Origin of the sequence: Cupriavidus pampae (genome assembly GCF_914271485.1) — a bacterium.
GTDB classification, from domain to species: Bacteria; Pseudomonadota; Gammaproteobacteria; order Burkholderiales; family Burkholderiaceae; genus Cupriavidus; species Cupriavidus pampae.
In genome coordinates, this window is the sequence record NZ_CAJZAG010000006.1 from 384,200 (window position 1) to 400,061 (window position 15,862).

18 protein-coding genes are annotated in these 15,862 nt (G+C 65.7%); 15 read left to right on the forward strand and 3 right to left on the reverse strand.

The window, feature by feature from the left end; genetic code table 11:
- Positions 1 to 204: 204 nt before the first annotated feature.
- Both LDO41_RS17110 and LDO41_RS17115 read left to right on the forward strand, forming a co-directional pair.
- Complete coding sequence (locus tag LDO41_RS17110; RefSeq protein ID WP_223990264.1) at positions 205 to 837, forward strand: response regulator; 633 nt, start codon at positions 205 to 207, stop codon at positions 835 to 837.
- Between the two features lie 62 nt (positions 838 to 899).
- Complete coding sequence (locus LDO41_RS17115; RefSeq protein WP_223990266.1) at positions 900 to 1,307, forward strand: response regulator; 408 nt, start codon at positions 900 to 902, stop codon at positions 1,305 to 1,307.
- 16 nt (positions 1,308 to 1,323) lie between these two features.
- Here LDO41_RS17115 and LDO41_RS17120 read toward each other — a convergent pair whose 3' ends face one another.
- Complete coding sequence (locus LDO41_RS17120; protein WP_223990268.1) at positions 1,324 to 2,715, reverse strand: CHASE3 domain-containing protein; 1,392 nt, start codon at positions 2,713 to 2,715, stop codon at positions 1,324 to 1,326.
- 304 nt (positions 2,716 to 3,019) lie between these two features.
- Between LDO41_RS17120 and LDO41_RS17125 the strand changes: the two genes are divergently transcribed.
- Together LDO41_RS17125 and LDO41_RS17130 are read left to right on the forward strand one after the other, a co-directional pair.
- Positions 3,020 to 3,184 carry a DUF1328 domain-containing protein gene (locus LDO41_RS17125; protein WP_223990500.1) on the forward strand — a complete coding sequence of 55 codons (165 nt, stop codon included), beginning with the start codon at positions 3,020 to 3,022 and terminating at the stop codon, positions 3,182 to 3,184.
- Positions 3,185 to 3,263: 79 nt separating this feature from the next.
- Positions 3,264 to 3,692, forward strand: a complete 429-nt coding sequence (locus tag LDO41_RS17130) for a DUF883 family protein (protein ID WP_223990270.1) — start codon at positions 3,264 to 3,266, stop codon at positions 3,690 to 3,692.
- Positions 3,693 to 3,975: 283 nt separating this feature from the next.
- On the opposite strand, the gene LDO41_RS17135 is transcribed toward LDO41_RS17130, so the two are convergent.
- Positions 3,976 to 4,290, reverse strand: coding sequence for a DUF1840 domain-containing protein (locus tag LDO41_RS17135; RefSeq protein ID WP_223990272.1), 315 nt, complete (start codon positions 4,288 to 4,290; stop codon positions 3,976 to 3,978).
- A gap of 186 nt (positions 4,291 to 4,476) precedes the next feature.
- On the opposite strand from LDO41_RS17135, the gene argS reads away from it, so the two are divergent.
- From argS to LDO41_RS17160, 5 genes are all read left to right on the forward strand, one after another.
- Positions 4,477 to 6,282 (forward strand): arginine--tRNA ligase, encoded by a 1,806-nt coding sequence (gene argS / locus LDO41_RS17140; protein ID WP_223990274.1) that lies wholly within the window; start codon positions 4,477 to 4,479, stop codon positions 6,280 to 6,282.
- A gap of 56 nt (positions 6,283 to 6,338) precedes the next feature.
- On the forward strand, positions 6,339 to 7,085 hold the full coding sequence (locus LDO41_RS17145; protein WP_223990276.1) for an SPOR domain-containing protein: 747 nt from the start codon (positions 6,339 to 6,341) through the stop codon (positions 7,083 to 7,085).
- 166 nt (positions 7,086 to 7,251) lie between these two features.
- Positions 7,252 to 7,890: a thiol:disulfide interchange protein DsbA/DsbL gene (locus LDO41_RS17150; RefSeq protein ID WP_223990278.1), complete on the forward strand. Its 639-nt coding sequence runs from the start codon at positions 7,252 to 7,254 to the stop codon at positions 7,888 to 7,890.
- A gap of 112 nt (positions 7,891 to 8,002) precedes the next feature.
- Entirely contained in the window at positions 8,003 to 8,812 is an 810-nt protein-coding gene (locus LDO41_RS17155; protein ID WP_223990280.1) for an SDR family oxidoreductase, read from the forward strand.
- 26 nt (positions 8,813 to 8,838) lie between these two features.
- Entirely contained in the window at positions 8,839 to 9,708 is an 870-nt protein-coding gene (locus LDO41_RS17160) for a helical backbone metal receptor (RefSeq protein ID WP_377741622.1), read from the forward strand.
- Positions 9,709 to 9,714: 6 nt separating this feature from the next.
- On the opposite strand, the gene LDO41_RS17165 is transcribed toward LDO41_RS17160, so the two are convergent.
- Positions 9,715 to 10,797, reverse strand: coding sequence for an MBL fold metallo-hydrolase (locus tag LDO41_RS17165; RefSeq protein WP_223990282.1), 1,083 nt, complete (start codon positions 10,795 to 10,797; stop codon positions 9,715 to 9,717).
- A 112-nt stretch (positions 10,798 to 10,909) separates the two neighbouring features.
- Between LDO41_RS17165 and LDO41_RS17170 the strand changes: the two genes are divergently transcribed.
- The 6 genes from LDO41_RS17170 (at position 10,910) to LDO41_RS17195 (ending at position 15,838) form a co-directional block, all read left to right on the forward strand.
- Positions 10,910 to 11,338, forward strand: coding sequence for a MerR family transcriptional regulator (locus LDO41_RS17170; RefSeq protein ID WP_223990284.1), 429 nt, complete (start codon positions 10,910 to 10,912; stop codon positions 11,336 to 11,338).
- A gap of 96 nt (positions 11,339 to 11,434) precedes the next feature.
- Positions 11,435 to 11,908, forward strand: a complete 474-nt coding sequence (locus LDO41_RS17175; protein ID WP_223990286.1) for a PaaI family thioesterase — start codon at positions 11,435 to 11,437, stop codon at positions 11,906 to 11,908.
- A 25-nt stretch (positions 11,909 to 11,933) separates the two neighbouring features.
- Positions 11,934 to 13,115 carry an isovaleryl-CoA dehydrogenase gene (locus LDO41_RS17180; RefSeq protein ID WP_223990288.1) on the forward strand — a complete coding sequence of 394 codons (1,182 nt, stop codon included), beginning with the start codon at positions 11,934 to 11,936 and terminating at the stop codon, positions 13,113 to 13,115.
- Positions 13,116 to 13,261: 146 nt separating this feature from the next.
- Positions 13,262 to 13,933 (forward strand): carbonate dehydratase, encoded by a 672-nt coding sequence (can, locus tag LDO41_RS17185; protein WP_223990290.1) that lies wholly within the window; start codon positions 13,262 to 13,264, stop codon positions 13,931 to 13,933.
- A gap of 38 nt (positions 13,934 to 13,971) precedes the next feature.
- Positions 13,972 to 15,153 carry an acetyl-CoA C-acetyltransferase gene (locus LDO41_RS17190; RefSeq protein WP_223990292.1) on the forward strand — a complete coding sequence of 394 codons (1,182 nt, stop codon included), beginning with the start codon at positions 13,972 to 13,974 and terminating at the stop codon, positions 15,151 to 15,153.
- Positions 15,154 to 15,157: 4 nt separating this feature from the next.
- Entirely contained in the window at positions 15,158 to 15,838 is a 681-nt protein-coding gene (locus LDO41_RS17195; RefSeq protein ID WP_223990294.1) for an SDR family oxidoreductase, read from the forward strand.
- Positions 15,839 to 15,862: the final 24 nt, after the last annotated feature.

The following is a 15,862-nucleotide window of genomic DNA, read 5'->3' on the forward strand; positions in this document are numbered from 1 at the left end:
TGAAATCGGACAATAAAAAAGGGCGCCTTCGGGCGCCCTTTTTTTGCGCCCGCAATAACCGTTACCCCCGCAAGCCCCTGTAAATCCTGCATGTCATGTCAGCCTGACACCGACATCTTTGCGCGCGCCTCCGCACTACAATGCATGAAACCGGCCCGTTCCGCCTTGCGCGTGGGGGCTGCCCTCTTTACCGTGGAGACACCGATGATCCGCGTCTTGATCGCCGATGATCATGAGATCGTTCGCGCGGGTTTGCGCCAGTTTATTTCTGAGGAACCCGACATCAAGGTGACGGGCGAAGCCGCCAGCGGCGACCAGGTGATGGCGCAGTTGCGCGACAACGAGTTCGATGTGCTTGTGCTCGATATCTCCATGCCCGATCGCAATGGCATCGATGTGCTGAAGCTGATTCGGCAACGTCTGCCCAACCTGCCGGTGCTGATCCTGTCCACCTATCCGGAAGACCAGTACGCGATCAATCTGATCCGTGCCGGCGCTTCGGGATATCTGACCAAGGAAAGCGCGCCGGACGACCTCGTCAAGGCCATCCGCACGGTGGCACAGGGCCGCCGCTATGTGAGCGCGACGGTCGCCGACCTGCTGATCGGCGGCCTCGACAAGCCGACCGAGCAACCTGTACATCAGACGCTGTCCGAGCGCGAATTTCAGATTTTCTGCAAACTCTCGCGTGGGCAATCCGTGTCCGTCATCGCCGACGAACTGTTCCTGAGCGTCAAGACAGTCAGTACTTACCGCTCTCGTATCCTGGAGAAAATGGGCATGAAGACCAATGCCGACCTGACCTATTACGCCATCAAGAACGGCCTGGTCGAATAAGCCGCGCAACCCCATTTCGCACTGACACCATCGCCCAGACCGTTTCCGAACCCCCCAGAGCCATGCCGGAGCAAGCCGCGGCCTCTTCGCACCGATTGCTGCGAGTCCTCCTGATCGAGGACTCGCCGGTGCTGCGTGGCATGTTGCTCGAGTATCTGAACGCATTTCCGTTCGTGGAGAGCGTGGACTGGGCCGATACGGAAAGCATGGCGGTGCGCCTCGTCAGCGAAGGCGAGTATCACGTCGTGATCTGTGACCTGCAGCTGCGCCAGGGCAACGGCATCAACGTGCTGCGCGAAATGCAGAAGGCGCATCTGCCCGGCATTCGCATCGTCTACACGAACCACGCGCAGGTCTCGATGTACCGCCGCCAGTGCACCGAGGCCGGTGCCGACTACTTCTTCGACAAGTCTCTCGAGCTGGAGCAGGTGTTCCGGGTGATCGAGGACTACGCGACCTCGCCCCCCTGAGGGCGAGCGGATCTCTTCAGATTTCCAGTTCTTCTTCCGGCGGTGCCAGGACGGATGTCGTCAGCGGTACCACCACACGTATCGTCACACCTTTGCCCGGCTCCGAATCGATCTGGATGGTGCCCCCCAGCGCGGTGACGCGCTGCTCCATGCCGAGCAGACCGTGATGGCCCGCCGTGCTGCCGGCGTCGAAGTCGGGCGGCAGGCCGACGCCATCGTCGCGGACCTCGAGCGTTAGCTCCTGCGGTGTGCACGCGAGCGTCACGGAGACATGCTGCGCACCGGCATATTTGCTGGCGTTGGTGAGCGACTCCTGCACGATGCGATAAAGCGCGATGGCCGCGCTGTCGCGCAGCTGCGGCACCGTTTCCGGCAGGTCGACCGTGGTCTGCCATTCATTGCGCGCGCCGACGTCCTCGACGGTCTGGATGATCGCCTCGCGCAGCCCCAGGTTCAGCAGCACCGTGGGCCGCAGATCTTCAATCAGGCGACGCTTGATCTGGATACTCTGGTCCACATGCAGCATCACGCGCGTAATCTTGTCGCGCGCCTCGGGGTGGGTCTCCTGCACGCGCAGCCGGACCCAGTGCAGGTCCAGCTTGATCGCGGTGAGGATGGCGCCGAGTTCGTCGTGCAGTTCGCGCGCGAGCCGGGTCTTCTCGTCCTCGGTCACGCGCTGCAAGTGCGCGGCCAGCGCCGATAGCTGGCGTGTGCGCGCGCGCACCTTGCGGTCCAGCCGCGCACTCTCTTCCTCGAGCTGGATGCGCGCGGCCTCCGCCATCGTCATGCGACGCGTGTGGCCGAGTCCGACCGCGACCAGCAGCAGGATATTGATCGTGGTCAGCAGGCCGATGCCGTAGCGCGACAGTTGCAGGTCGTGCTCGGCCCCCTCGAGGTTATGCGTGACGGTGCCAGCTTCGCGCGACTGCAGATGCTCGAGTCCGCGGCGCGCGTTCTCCATGGTCTGCTTGCCGTAATCGGTGCGGATGAGGTCGAGCGCCACGTCGACATCGCGCCTGCCATAGACCAGCGTGAGCGCCATCTCGTTGATCTTGCGCGTGACGAACTGCGAGGTTTCGGCGAACAGGCGCAATCCTTCCGGATCGTCCGCGTAGTGCTGGCGGATCCGTGCCATCAGAGTGGTGATCTTTGGCAGTGCGGCGTAATACGGCTCGAGATAACTCTCCTTGCCAGTCAGCAGAAAGCCGCGCTGGCCGGCTTCCGCATTGACCAGTTCGCCTACCAGCGCGCCCAGGTCGCTCTGTACCTGCTGCGAGCGGATCGCCTGCGTATAGCCTTCGCGCAGGCGCAGGTTGCCAGTCTCCGAAGCGATGAGCACGGCCAGCGTCAGCACGATGCCGCCGGCCAGCAGCAAGGTGTTTCTGAGGAGTAATGAATGCTTGACCATGTCGTGGGATGCGAAGGATGCAGCGATGAGAACTACGAAACGAGTGCGATACCGAGTGCGATACGAGCGGCGCGGCCATGGGATCACATCATGTTCGCGGGGTCAATCGTACCGGTCACACCGATGGCACGCACCCAGCGCCGAGCGTGGCTCGTTGTAGGACTCGGCTGACATGTGAATCGGCGCGGTTTCGGTGTTTGGTGAAGGGCACCGCCCCTACGATGAGGCTATGAGCTTGCGCACCGTGGCGCAAGCCGAAGGCGCCGAAAAGCCGGTGCACTTCGCTAACCTCGGGAGACCGGCCATGCTGCATTACGCACTCGTCTTTTTTGTTGTCGCCCTGATCGCGGCGATTTTTGGCTTCGGCGGTATTGCTGCCGGCGCGGTGGAAATCGCGAAGATCCTGTTCTTCATCTTCCTGGTCGTGGCCCTCGTCACCTTCGTGATGGGTCTGGTCCGCCGGAGGTAGGGCAGCGCAACGGCACGGTGACCGTCTGCGGGGGGTCATCGTGCGTTGACAGCGTCCGAACCAAAAAGGAGTCACTCTCATGCTCACGCAGAATCCGAAGGTCCGAAAGGAAATAAATCACCTGGCCGACAGCGCGCAGAACACCGTTCGCCAGATCAAGCATTCGGCGCGCGATACGCGCGACGCCGCTCGCGATGCCGCGGCCCCGGTGTCCGATGAAGTGCGCGCGCTGATCTCGCAGTTGCAGCAAACCATCGAGGTGCTGGCGCACGAGGGCTCCGCCGAAAGCGTGCAGGCCGGTGAACGGCTGCGTGAACGCGCGCAGCGGCTCGCCGAGCGCGTCCGCTCGCAGACTTACGATGGTATGCACTGGGCGCGTGACCACGTCGATGCGGCCGTCGATACCGGTCGTCAGCGTGTCGTGGACTCGCCGCTGAAGGCCGTCGGTATTGCCGCGCTCGCGGGCGCGTTCATTGGCCTGCTGCTCGCCGGCCGCCGCAGCGACTGATTGTCGGACTGACCGTCGCGCACCGATTTCCGATTTACCCCCTGTTTTACCCCTGTAGCACACCCCCCTTTCCGGATATATCCCTGATCCGGCAGCCCGGCCACCTCACGGTGTCCGGGCAATTTTTTTGCGTTTTTTGCGCTAAGGGAGGAAGGGCGGCTTACGATTTGCTTTCAATTTCGGCCCGGGGCGAGCATGGGCCTTGCGCTCCCGCGGCGCAAAAAGCGCCGGCGGAGAACGATGGATGCAGCCCGGAGGCTGCGGGGCGGGTCCTGCTCCGGGCTTATACGCCCCAGAGCACGTTGGCCCCTTCCTTCTGGGAGACGCGCAGCATATCGAGGAACGGATAGGCGCGCTGGCCCAGGTGAAGCGGTTCTTCCTCGTGCTCGTCGTCGTCAGAGACGGACGAGTTGGCGGGATGGATCTTCTTTGCGTCCGAGACCGCGGCTTCCAGCTTCTGGATGGCGCGCGGCATTTCCTCGGTCGTGATCACCCCACGCTCACCCAGATGCTTGCCGATGATGCCAAGCAGGGTAATGGCGAGGTCCTTCATCATGATCAGGTCCTGCGCCGCGTGGGATTTGAAGGTGATCAGCATGATGTGTCCTTTCTTCGAGTCACGGAAACCATGGAGTCCCATGGTGTCCTTGAGGATGCACGCATAAGCAACCGCATGATGTCAGCATAGCACCTGATAAAATTCGCCGTTTATCCGAATTCATACATGGTCGCGCGGCGCGTCGTTCACTTGACGACACGGCTGCGGGACCCAGGGCCCGACACCATGCTGCCAGTTCAGACCTCCATTCTTGCCACTGCGTTCACCGACGCGGTGCGCTCGCTCGCCCCGGCCGACGCCGCGCTGCCCGCCGTCACGTTCGAGCGCCCGAAGGTCGCCGCCCACGGCGACCTGGCCTGCAACGTCGCCATGCAGGTGGCGAAGGCCCTCAAGAGCAATCCCCGCGAGCTGGCCCAGCGCATCGTCGCGGCCGTGGAAGCGGACCCGCGCGCGCAGGCGCTCGTGGAAAAGCTCGAGATCGCCGGCCCCGGCTTTATCAACCTGCGGCTGAACGCCGTGGCGCGCGCCGAGGTGCTGCGCGCGGTGCTGGCCGAGGGCGACCGCTTTGGCGCCAAGGCGGCCGGCGCGCACGGCCAGGTGCTGGTCGAGTTCGTCTCGGCCAACCCGACCGGGCCGCTCCACGTGGGCCACGGCCGCCAGGCCGCGCTTGGCGACGCGCTGGCCAACCTGCTGAGCTGGCAGGGCTGGGCCGTGCACCGCGAGTTCTATTACAACGACGCGGGCGTGCAGATCCACACGCTGGCGGTTTCGGTGCAGGCCCGCGCGCGCGGCTTCAAGCCCGGTGACGCCAGCTGGCCGGAGTCCGCGTACAACGGCGACTACATCGCCGATATCGCGGCCGACTTCCTCGCCGGCAAGACCGTCAGCGCGTCCGATGGCGAACCGGTGACCGCGTCCGGTGACGTGGAAGATATCGATTCGATCCGCAAGTTCGCGGTCACGTACCTCCGCAACGAACAGGACATCGACCTGCAGGCGTTCGGCGTGAAGTTCGATCGCTATTACCTTGAATCGTCGCTGTACAGCGATGGCCGCGTCGAAGACGCCGTGCAGACCCTGGTCGCGAAGGGCAAGACCTACGAGAGCGAGGGTGCGCTGTGGCTGCGCACCACCGATGACGGCGACGACAAGGATCGCGTCATGAAGAAGACCGACGGCACGTACACGTACTTCGTGCCCGACGTCGCGTATCACACCACCAAGTGGGAGCGCGGCTTCCACAAGGTGATCAACGTGCAGGGCAGCGATCACCACGGCACCATCGCGCGCGTGCGCGCCGGCCTGCAGGGTCTGGATATGGCCATTCCGCAGGGCTACCCCGACTACGTGCTGCACAAGATGGTCACCGTGATGAAGAACGGCGAGGAGGTGAAGATCTCCAAGCGCGCCGGCTCGTACGTGACCGTGCGGGACCTGATCGAATGGAGCAACGGGGGCGACCGCACGATTCGCGGCTGCCTCGAGTCCGGCGTGGCCGACTGGCCCGGCCTGTTCACGCGCGGCCGCGACGCGGTGCGCTTCTTCCTGCTGTCGCGCAAGGCCGATACCGAGTTCGTGTTCGATGTGGACCTCGCGCTGAAGCAGAACGACGAGAACCCGGTGTATTACGTGCAGTACGCCCATGCGCGCATCTGCTCGATCTTCGAGGCGTGGGGCGGCGCCGACTGGGTGGCGCGTCTGCCCGAACTGGCCGGCGCGGATCTGGCCGCGGTGACCGCGGCCGACGTCAGCCCGCAGGCGCTCGCGCTGGGCCGCCGTCTGGCCGAGTTCCCGGACATGCTGGCCGCCGCGGCGGGCGAGCTGGCGCCGCACGCGGTGGCGTTCTACCTGCGCGACCTCGCGGGCGACTTCCACGCGTTCTACAACGCCGACCGCGTGCTGGTGGACGACGAGGCCGTCAAGCGCGCCCGCCTGGCGATGCTCGCCGCGACCCGTCAGGTGCTGCGCAACGGCCTGGCCGTGATCGGCGTTTCCGCGCCGCAGCGCATGGAACGCGAAGCGGTGGCCTGAGGCATGCGCGTCACCGGACTGGCCCTATAATCGCGAGCACTACCGAAGAGGACTTCATGCAACAGAATGCCAAGCGTGCCCAGCGCACCCGCCGTCGCGACAGCCAACATGGCGGCACGTTCCTGGGCCTGGTGCTCGGCCTGATCGTCGGCCTGGCTATCGCGGTCGTGGTGGCCCTGTATATCACCAAGTCACCGGCGCCGTTCCAGCAGAAGGGCGGCGGCACGACCACGCCGCGTCCGAGCGAGCCGGGCAACGTCACGAGCGCGCTGCCCGCGCCGAGCCAGCCTGCGCAGCCCGCGCAGTCGGCCGACCAGGCGGACCCGAACAAGCCGCTGTGGAGCAAGACCCCGGCGAAGCCGGTGGGCCAGCCCGATGGCGCGGCCAATCCGGCCAATCCGGCCGCCCCGGCGCAGCCGCCGGTGGCCGTGACCCGTCCGTCGGAAGTGCCGGCCGCCCCGAATGGCGCGGCCTCGCGTCCGGTCACGCCCCCGCAGGCCGCGCGCCCGGCCGAGAAGCCCGTGGCCGACCCGATTGCCGAGATCGCCCAGGCTGACGCCAACAAGGTGGGCTACCTGCTGCAGGTGGGCGCGTTCCGCTCGCAGGACGATGCCGACCGTCAGAAGGCCAACCTCGCCATGCAGGGGTTCGAGGCCAAGGTGACCGACCGCGATGTCAACGGCGTGAAGATGTACCGCGTTCGATTGGGGCCGTTCAATCGTATCGAAGACATGAACCGCGCGCGCGACCGGCTGCAGTCTTCCGGTTTCGAGGCGTCGGTGATCCGCTTTACCAAGCAGTGAAAGCTGCGCTTTCGGTGGAACCGGAAGCGCCCGCGCTGGTCATAAGCAGGTTGTGCACGGCAGCTCGCCGTGCACCGGACGCCTGACCGCCCTTCCAACGCAGCAACGTACAAACGTACCAACGCGTATAAACGTACCAACGCACCTGACCGCAAGGCCTTCCGACATGAAGAAACTCGCCGCCCTGTTTGCCACGATCGCCGCCGTGAGCGGTCTGCTGATGACCGCGCCCGCCGTTCAGGCCGCGCCGACCGAAGGCAAGGACTATCAGGTCCTGAAGGCGCCGCAGCCGGTTCCGGCCGGCAAGATCGAAGTGACCGAGTTCTTCTGGTACGGTTGCCCGCACTGCTACGACTTCGAGCCCGAGCTCGAGGCATGGGTGCACAAGCAGGGCAAGGACGTGGTCTTCAAGCGCGTGCCGGTGGCCTTCCGCGAGGACCTGCTGGCCCACACCAAGATCTTCTACACGCTGGAGGCGCTGGGCAAGCTCGAGGCGCTGCACGGCAAGGTGTTCGAGGCGATCCACAAGGACCGCAAGCGCATGCTGAGCACCGACGAAATCGCCGATTTCATGGCCAAGAACGGCATCGACCGCAAGCAGTGGGTCGACACCTTCAACTCTTTCTCGGTGACGACCAACGCGCAGCGTGCGAACAAGATTGCCGATGCGTACAAGATCGATGGCGTGCCGACCGTGGTCGTGCAGGGCAAGTACGTGACTTCGCCGTCGATCGCTGGCACCAAGGGCGCCGCGATCCAGGCGATGGACTTCCTCGTGACCGGCGTACGCGACAAGAAGCTCTGAAGCGCGCGGCGCTGACGAAGCCAGTCTCAACAGTTGCCAGGACGGCCCGGTGCACCCCCAGGTGCGCCGGGCCGTCTTGTCTTGATACCTCCCCAGCGCTTACAGTGAAACGATGCGACCTCTGAAAGTCTTTCTGACCGGCGCGTCGAGCGGCATCGGGCAGGCGCTTGCGCGCGAATATGCGACGCAGGGCGCCGTGCTTGGGCTGGTTGGGCGCAACGAAGCCACGCTGCGCGAGTTCGCGGGCACGTTGCCGAACCCCAATGCGGTACGCGTCTATGCAGCCGATGTCCGCGACGCGCCAGCCATGGCGCGGGCGGCGGAGGACTTTCTCGCGCATTTCGGCTGCCCCGACGTGGTGGTGGCGAGCGCGGGCATTTCGATCGGCACGCTGGCCGAGGAGCCGGCGGACCTCGAGGTGGCACGTGCGGTCATGGATACCAACTGGTACGGCACGCTCGCGACGTTCCAGCCGTTCCTGCCCGCGATGCAGGCGCGCGCGCCCGGTGTCGGCGGCCTGCGCGGCACGCTGGTCGGGATTGCGAGTGTGGCGGGGGTGCGCGGGCTGGCGGGCGGCGGTGCCTACAGCGCGTCGAAGGCGGCGGTGGTCAAGTTGCTGGAGGCGCTGCGGCTCGAGCAGAAGTCTCACGCGATCCGTGTGGTGACGATCGCGCCCGGGTATATCCGCACCCCGATGACCGCGCACAACCCGTATCGCATGCCGTTTCTGATGGACGCCGACCGCTTTGCGCGCAAGGCCGCGCGCGTGATCGCGGCGGGCCGGCGCTATCGCGTGCTGCCGTGGCAGATGGGCATCGTCGGCTGGGCGCTGCACCTGATGCCACGTTGGCTCTACGACCGGCTGTTCGCAAAGGCCCCGCGCAAGCCTCGACAAGGCGCACGACAGGGAACCGAGCCGTGAGCGATCGCGCGGATCTCGGGACCGATGTGCGGACCGATGCGCGCACCGATGCGCGCACCGATGCGCTCGGCCACCTGCACGCGGTGGCGTCGGACGGCGCGCGCATCGCGTCGCTGGTGCCGTCGATCACGGAACTGCTGTTCGATCTGGGCCTCGGTGACCAGTTGGTGGCGCGCACGGGCTTCTGTATTCATCCGGAGCCTGCTGTGCGCGCGGTGCCGAAGGTCGGCGGGACCAAGGACGTGCAGCTGGACAAGCTGCGCGCGCTCGCGCCGACCCACGTCATCGTCAATATCGACGAGAACCGGCGCGAGACCGTGGAGGAAATCCGCGCGTTCGTGCCGCACGTGATCGTGACCCATCCGTGCGCGCCCGAGGACAACGTGGCGCTATACCAGTTGCTGGGCGCGATCTTCGGCCGCACCGAACAGGCCACGGCGCTGGTCACGGCGCTGGAGGCGCAGCTGGATGCCCTCGCGCATGCGGGTGGCGAGGCAGGATGGCCCGCCCGGCGCGTGCTCTACGCGATCTGGCAGGACCCGTGGATGACGGTGTCGCGCGACACGTATATCAGTCGCATGCTCGCGCGCGTGAACTGGGCGACGTGGCCGGTAGCGCTGACGCCCGAGGCCTGCGTCGATGGCGATTGCAGTCGCCCCAACGCGGCCGGCGAGCGCTATCCGACGTTCCGCTGGAGCGATGCGCTGGTGCGCGACCTCGATGCGGTGCTGTTGTCCACGGAGCCCTATCGCTTCACCGAGACGCATGCCGACGCGCTCGAGCGGCAGCTCGGGCTGCCGGTGCTGCTGGTCGATGGCGAGATGTTGTCGTGGTACGGCAGCCGCGCGGTGGCCGGCGTGCGCTATCTGGCCGGCCTCGCGCGCGAGGGGTTCTAGAAAGAGCTACGCCGCGCGGAAGCGGTAGATGCCGTCCTCGCCCAGCTCGCGCACGAGTTCGCCGCGATGCCAGAGCGCATGCAGGTGGGCCAGCGCCTCGCCCATGGCGAACGTGAGCTGGTGGATATCGAACTGCCGACGGAAGATCACGCCGACGATATCGTGCGCGTGGCAGGGCCTCTCCGTGCACGCGGCCAGGGTCTCGGCCAGACGGTCGACGTGATGCTCATGCAGTTGCCGCAGCCGCGTATGAAGGTTGCGGAAAGGGCGGCCGTGTGACGGCAGGATCAGCACGTCCGCGGGCAGGTCCTCGTACTTGCCGAGCGAATCCAGATACAGCTGCAGCGGGTTGGCCTCGGGCTCCATATCGAACACGCTCACGTTGGTCGAGATGCGCGGCAGCACCATATCGCCCGAGATCAGCACGTTGCTCGCGGCGTTATACAGCGCGACGTGCTCGGGCGCATGGCCGAAGCCGGTGATCACACGCCATTCCGCCGGCGAACCGGCGTCGTCGAGACCCAGTTTCACCACGTCGTCATCCATGAGCCGGCGGTACTGGGTGGGCAGGTCGGGCACGAGGGACGGGTAGTAGCTTTTGCGCGCGCGCAGCTTCTCGAGGTTTTCGGGATCGGTCAGCCCATGGCGCTCGAAGTGGCTGGCCGCGAAATCGCCGCCGGCATTCGATCCCGCGCCCGTGCCGCTGTTCATCACGCGCGCGGTCATATAGTCGCCGAGGCTCATCCACAGCCGCACGTCCCAGCGCTTGCACAGCCAGTGCGCCAGACCGACATGGTCCGGGTGGCAGTGGGTGACCAGCACGCGCAGCACCGGCAGACCATCCAGATGGTGCGCGAAGATCGATTCCCAGTGCGCCTGAATGGTGTCGTTGGTGATGCCGCAGTCGATGATGGTCCAGCCGTCGCGGCCATCCAGCCGGTCCCGCACGAGCCACAGGTTGATATGGTCGAGCGCGAACGGCAGCGGCATGCGCAGCCAATAGATGCCGGGTGCCACTTCCTGCCGCGTGCCCGGCTCGGGCAGCGTGTCGCCGTAGGGGTATTGGAGCTGGTGTTCGAGTGCGTTCATGGGAGTCTCTTCGATCGGCGCTCGCGGTCGATCATTGTCAGGTGCCGCGGTTGACGCTAACGTTAACGTCAATCGGGGCGTTTGTCCGCCCATCTTAGTCGAAAACTTGACGATGCAACGAACTCAGTCTTCCTCCGCCACTTATACGATCACCGATCTCGCGCGCGAGTTCGACGTGACGCCGCGCGCGATCCGCTTCTACGAAGACCAGGGGCTGCTATCGCCCGAACGCGAAGGCCCCGGCGGGCGCAAACGCGTCTATAACGGTCGCGAGCGGACCCGCCTCAAGCTCACACTGCGCGGCAAGAGGTTGGGGCTCACTCTCAATGAAATCAAGGAAATTCTGGATCTTTACGAGTCGCCTCGCGATACCGCGCCGCAGCTCGAACGGTTTCTGCATGCACTCGCGCAGCATCGCCAGACGCTCGAACGCCAGATGGAAGATCTGCAGGCGCAACTGGCGGAGATCGATGCGCACGAGCGTCAGTGCCGCACGCTGCTGGCCGGCCATGCGGCGGCCGCCCCGGAAAGCGCCGCATGAGCATCGCGGATACGTATTCGGATCGGCAGCAATTGACGTTTACGTAAACGTCAATAGAATAGCCACCAGCTCGTCAGCCCCCAAGGAATCCATGCCATGACCGCTTCCGCTGAAACCGACCACGATGCTTCGTCCGCCCTGGCGCCGGGCCGCGCCGACGCCATCGCCGCCAGCTTTGCGCGGCAGGGCATGATGCAGACGCTCGGCGCGCGGATCGAGCGCGTGGTGCGCGGCGAAGTGGAGCTGTCGATGCCGTGGTCCGACGCGGTGACCCAGCAGCATGGGTTCTTTCACGGTGGCGCGGTGGGCGCGCTCGCGGACACCGCGTGCGGATATGCGGCGCTCTCGGTGGTGGCCGACGGCGAGGCCGGGCTGACTGCCGAGTACAAGATCAACCTGCTGTCGCCGGCACAGGGCGAGCGGCTCGTGGCGGTGGCGCGCGTGCTCAAGCCGGGCCGCACGCTGGTGGTGGCGCAGGGAGATGTGTTTGCCGAGCAGGACGGCCGCCGCAAGCAGGTGGCGACGATGCTGATGACGCTGTGCGTGGTCCGCACGCTGGACCACGTCTGAACCGACAAGAACACAGGAGACCGACATGACCGAACTGCCAGGCCTGAGATTCGATCTCGGCGAGGACATCGAGATGCTGCGCAGCGCCGTGCGCGACTGGGCGCAGGCCGAGCTGGCGCCGCGCGCCGCGGAGATAGACCGCACCGACCAGTTTCCGATGGACGCGTGGAAGAAGATGGGCGACCTCGGCGTGCTCGGCATTACCGTGGCCGAGGAGTACGGCGGCGCGAACATGGGCTACCTCGCCCATATGATCGCGATGGAGGAAATCAGCCGCGCATCGGCGTCGGTGGGCCTGTCGTACGGCGCGCATTCGAACCTGTGCGTGAACCAGATTCATCGTAACGGCACCGCGGCGCAGAAGGCGAAATACCTGCCGAAGCTGGTTTCCGGCGAGTGGATTGGTGCGCTGGCGATGAGCGAGCCCAACGCGGGGTCGGACGTGGTCAGCATGAAGCTGCGCGCCGATCTGCGCGGCGACCGCTACGTGCTCAACGGCACCAAGATGTGGATCACCAACGGGCCGGACTGCGATGTGCTGGTGGTGTACGCCAAGACCGAGCCGGACCTTGGCGCGCGCGGCATGACCGCCTTCCTCGTCGAGAAGGGCATGAAGGGGTTCTCGGTGGCGCAGAAGCTCGACAAGCTCGGCATGCGCGGTTCGCACACCGGGGAGCTCGTGTTTCAGGACGTCGAGGTGCCGGTGGAGAACGTGCTCGGTGCCGAGAACGGTGGCGCAAAAATCCTGATGAGCGGCCTCGACTACGAACGCGCGGTGTTATCGGGTGGCCCGGTCGGCATCATGCAGGCCTGCATGGACGTGATCACGCCCTACATCCACGACCGCAAGCAGTTCGGCCAGAGCATCGGCGAATTCCAGCTGATCCAGGGCAAGGTGGCGGACATGTACACCACGCTGCAGGCGGCGCGCAGCTATTTGTACACGGTGGGCAAGAACCTCGATGCGCTGGGCGCGGAGCATGTACGGCAAGTACGCAAGGACTGCGCGGCGGTCATTCTGTACACGGCCGAGAAGGCGACGTGGATGGCGGGCGAGTCGGTGCAGATTCTCGGCGGCAATGGTTATATCAACGAGTATCCGGCCGGACGGCTGTGGCGCGATGCCAAGTTATACGAGATTGGCGCAGGCACTTCGGAGATCCGCCGCATGCTGATTGGCCGCGAGTTGTTCGCCGAGACGATGTAAGTGGCGTGGCCGGCTCACGAGTCAGGGGTCGTAATTGCGCTTTCGCCATTACAATTTCGACTCTTGCTGGCCAGACATCGTTATGACTTTGCTTATCCAATACCCTTTCAGCCCGACTCACCTCACGCACAGCCAAGGAGAGCGACATGAATGACGCCATCGCTCAACTGTTCCGCAACAACCGCGACTGGGTGGACCGCGTCAATGCGGAAGACCCAGCCTTCTTTACGCGACTGGCCAACCAGCAGGCGCCCGAGTACCTGTGGATCGGCTGCTCCGATTCGCGCGTGCCGGCCAACCAGATTCTCGGCCTGGCGCCCGGCGAGGTCTTCGTCCACCGCAATATCGCCAACGTGATCTCGCACAGCGACCTCAACGCGCTGTCGGTGATCCAGTTCGCGGTGGAGGTGCTCAAGGTGCGCCATATCACCGTGGTGGGCCATTACGGCTGCGGCGGCGTGAAGGTTGCGCTCAAGCGCGAGCGCATCGGCCTGGCCGACAACTGGCTGCGTCACGTGCGCGACGTGGCCGACAAGCACGATGCCTACCTGGGCACGCTGCTGCGCGAGGAAGACGCGCATACGCGCCTGTGCGAGCTCAACGTGATCGAACAGGTCAACAATCTGTGCCAGACCACCGTGCTGCAGGACGCATGGGCGCGCGGTCAGGTCGTGACCGTGCACGGGTGGGTCTACGGCGTGTCCGATGGCCTGCTGCGCGATCTCGGCATTGCCGCGAGCAGCACCGACGAATTGCACCAGCAGCTGGACGAGGCCTATCGCCAGTACGGCGATCCGCCGCGCGCCTCCATCCGCTGATCCCAGACAAGCTGTACATCGATAACAGGAGACACGACATGCAAGACCCAATCGTCATCGTATCCGCCGCCCGCACGCCGATGGGCGCGTTCCAGGGCGAGCTGTCCGCGCTGACCGCGCCGCAACTGGGCGCCGCGGCCATTCGCGCGGCGGTGGAGCGCGCGGGCCTCAAGCCCGAGCAGGTGGAGGAGGTGGTGTTCGGTTGCGTGCTGCCGGCCGGTCAGGGTCAGGCGCCCGCGCGTCAGGCCGCGCTGGGCGCCGGGCTGCCGCTCGGTGTCGCCTGCACCACGGTGAACAAGATGTGCGGGTCGGGCATGCGCGCCGCGATGACGGTGTTCGACGGCCTGCTCGCGGGCTCGTTCGAGATCGCGGTGGCCGGTGGCATGGAGAGCATGACCAACGCGCCGTACCTGATTCCGAAGGGCCGTGGCGGTTATCGCATCGGCCACGGCATGATCTACGACCACATGATGCTGGACGGCCTCGAGGATGCGTACGACAAGGGTCGCGCGATGGGCACGTTCGGCGAGGACTGCGCGGCGAAGTATGAATTCACGCGCGCGCAGCAGGACCAGTTCGCGATCGAGTCGGTGCAGCGCGCGCAGCAGGCGACCGCGAATGGCGATTTCAAGTGGGAGATCACCCCCGTCACGGTGGCCGCCAAGGCTGGCGACGTGGTGATCGACAGCGATGAAGGTCCGCGCCGCATCAAGACCGAAAAGATTCCGTCGCTGAAGCCCGCCTTCGCGAAGGACGGCACGATCACGGCCGCCTCGTCGTCATCGATCAACGATGGTGCCGCGGCGCTCGTGATGATGCGCGAGTCGACCGCGCGCAAGCTGGGTTTGCAGCCGCTCGCGCGCATGCTGGGTCATACCTCGCATGCGCAGGCACCGGGCTGGTTCACCACCGCGCCGGTGGAAGCGATCGCCAAGCTGTATCGCAAGCTCGACTGGACCACCGACAGCGTGGATCTGTTCGAGATCAACGAAGCGTTCGCGGTGGTGCCGATGGCGGCGATGCACGAGCATCGCATTCCGCGCGAGAAGGTGAACATCCATGGCGGCGCGTGTGCGCTCGGTCATCCGATCGGCGCGTCCGGCGCGCGCATCCTGACCACGCTGATCGGCGCGCTGCGCAAGACTGGCGGCAAGCGCGGCGTGGCCACGCTGTGCATCGGCGGCGGTGAAGCTACCGCGGTCGGCATCGAGATGGTCTGACACCATGCCCACCGTACTCGTTGTAGGGGCGTCGCGCGGCATCGGTCTCGAATTCGTGCGCCAGTATCGCGGCGACGGCTGGCGCGTGATCGCCACCGCGCGGCGCGAGGAAGATGTGGCCGCGCTGCGCGCGCTGGGCGCCGAGGCGCATCTGCTCGATGTCACCGACCCCGGCGCGGTGGCCGGTCTCGGCTGGAAGCTCGATGGCGAGACGCTCGACGTGGCGGTCTACAACGCAGGCGTGATGAGTCCGCGCACGCAGGGCGCGCAACCGGTGACGCCGCAGGATTTCGATGCGGTGATGCACGTCAACGTGCTGGGCGCGATGATGGCGCTGCCGCTGATGCTGCCGAGCGTGGAGGTGGGCGGCGGCGGTAAGGGCGGTGTGCTGGCGGTGCTGTCCTCGCGCATGGGCAGCATCGGCGGCATGGAGGCCAACAGCGCGTGGCTCTATCGTGTGAGCAAGGCCGCGCTCAACGCGGTGCTGCGCGCGGTGTCGATCGACGCGCGCCATGCCACGTGTCTGGCGTTCCATCCGGGCTGGGTGCAGACCGATATGGGCGGCGGCAACGCCGACGTGACGCCGCACGACAGCGTGGCGGGCATGCGGCGCATGATCGCATCGGCCACGCGCAAGCATCACGGCAGTTTCCATAACTACGACGGCGCCGCGTTGCCGTGGTGACGCCCGCGGCCGCAGGGCAGCGGT

Coding starts and splice junctions, on each gene's coding strand:
- LDO41_RS17110 (WP_223990264.1), top strand. CDS start 205: ATGATCCGCGTCTTGATCGCCGATGATCATGAGATCGTTCGCGCGGGT.
- LDO41_RS17115 (WP_223990266.1), top strand. CDS start 900: ATGCCGGAGCAAGCCGCGGCCTCTTCGCACCGATTGCTGCGAGTCCTC.
- LDO41_RS17120 (WP_223990268.1), bottom strand. CDS start 2,715: ATGGTCAAGCATTCATTACTCCTCAGAAACACCTTGCTGCTGGCCGGC.
- LDO41_RS17125 (WP_223990500.1), top strand. CDS start 3,020: ATGCTGCATTACGCACTCGTCTTTTTTGTTGTCGCCCTGATCGCGGCG.
- LDO41_RS17130 (WP_223990270.1), top strand. CDS start 3,264: ATGCTCACGCAGAATCCGAAGGTCCGAAAGGAAATAAATCACCTGGCC.
- LDO41_RS17135 (WP_223990272.1), bottom strand. CDS start 4,290: ATGCTGATCACCTTCAAATCCCACGCGGCGCAGGACCTGATCATGATG.
- argS (WP_223990274.1), top strand. CDS start 4,477: ATGCTGCCAGTTCAGACCTCCATTCTTGCCACTGCGTTCACCGACGCG.
- LDO41_RS17145 (WP_223990276.1), top strand. CDS start 6,339: ATGCAACAGAATGCCAAGCGTGCCCAGCGCACCCGCCGTCGCGACAGC.
- LDO41_RS17150 (WP_223990278.1), top strand. CDS start 7,252: ATGAAGAAACTCGCCGCCCTGTTTGCCACGATCGCCGCCGTGAGCGGT.
- LDO41_RS17155 (WP_223990280.1), top strand. CDS start 8,003: ATGCGACCTCTGAAAGTCTTTCTGACCGGCGCGTCGAGCGGCATCGGG.
- LDO41_RS17165 (WP_223990282.1), bottom strand. CDS start 10,797: ATGAACGCACTCGAACACCAGCTCCAATACCCCTACGGCGACACGCTG.
- LDO41_RS17170 (WP_223990284.1), top strand. CDS start 10,910: ATGCAACGAACTCAGTCTTCCTCCGCCACTTATACGATCACCGATCTC.
- LDO41_RS17175 (WP_223990286.1), top strand. CDS start 11,435: ATGACCGCTTCCGCTGAAACCGACCACGATGCTTCGTCCGCCCTGGCG.
- LDO41_RS17180 (WP_223990288.1), top strand. CDS start 11,934: ATGACCGAACTGCCAGGCCTGAGATTCGATCTCGGCGAGGACATCGAG.
- can (WP_223990290.1), top strand. CDS start 13,262: ATGAATGACGCCATCGCTCAACTGTTCCGCAACAACCGCGACTGGGTG.
- LDO41_RS17190 (WP_223990292.1), top strand. CDS start 13,972: ATGCAAGACCCAATCGTCATCGTATCCGCCGCCCGCACGCCGATGGGC.
- LDO41_RS17195 (WP_223990294.1), top strand. CDS start 15,158: ATGCCCACCGTACTCGTTGTAGGGGCGTCGCGCGGCATCGGTCTCGAA.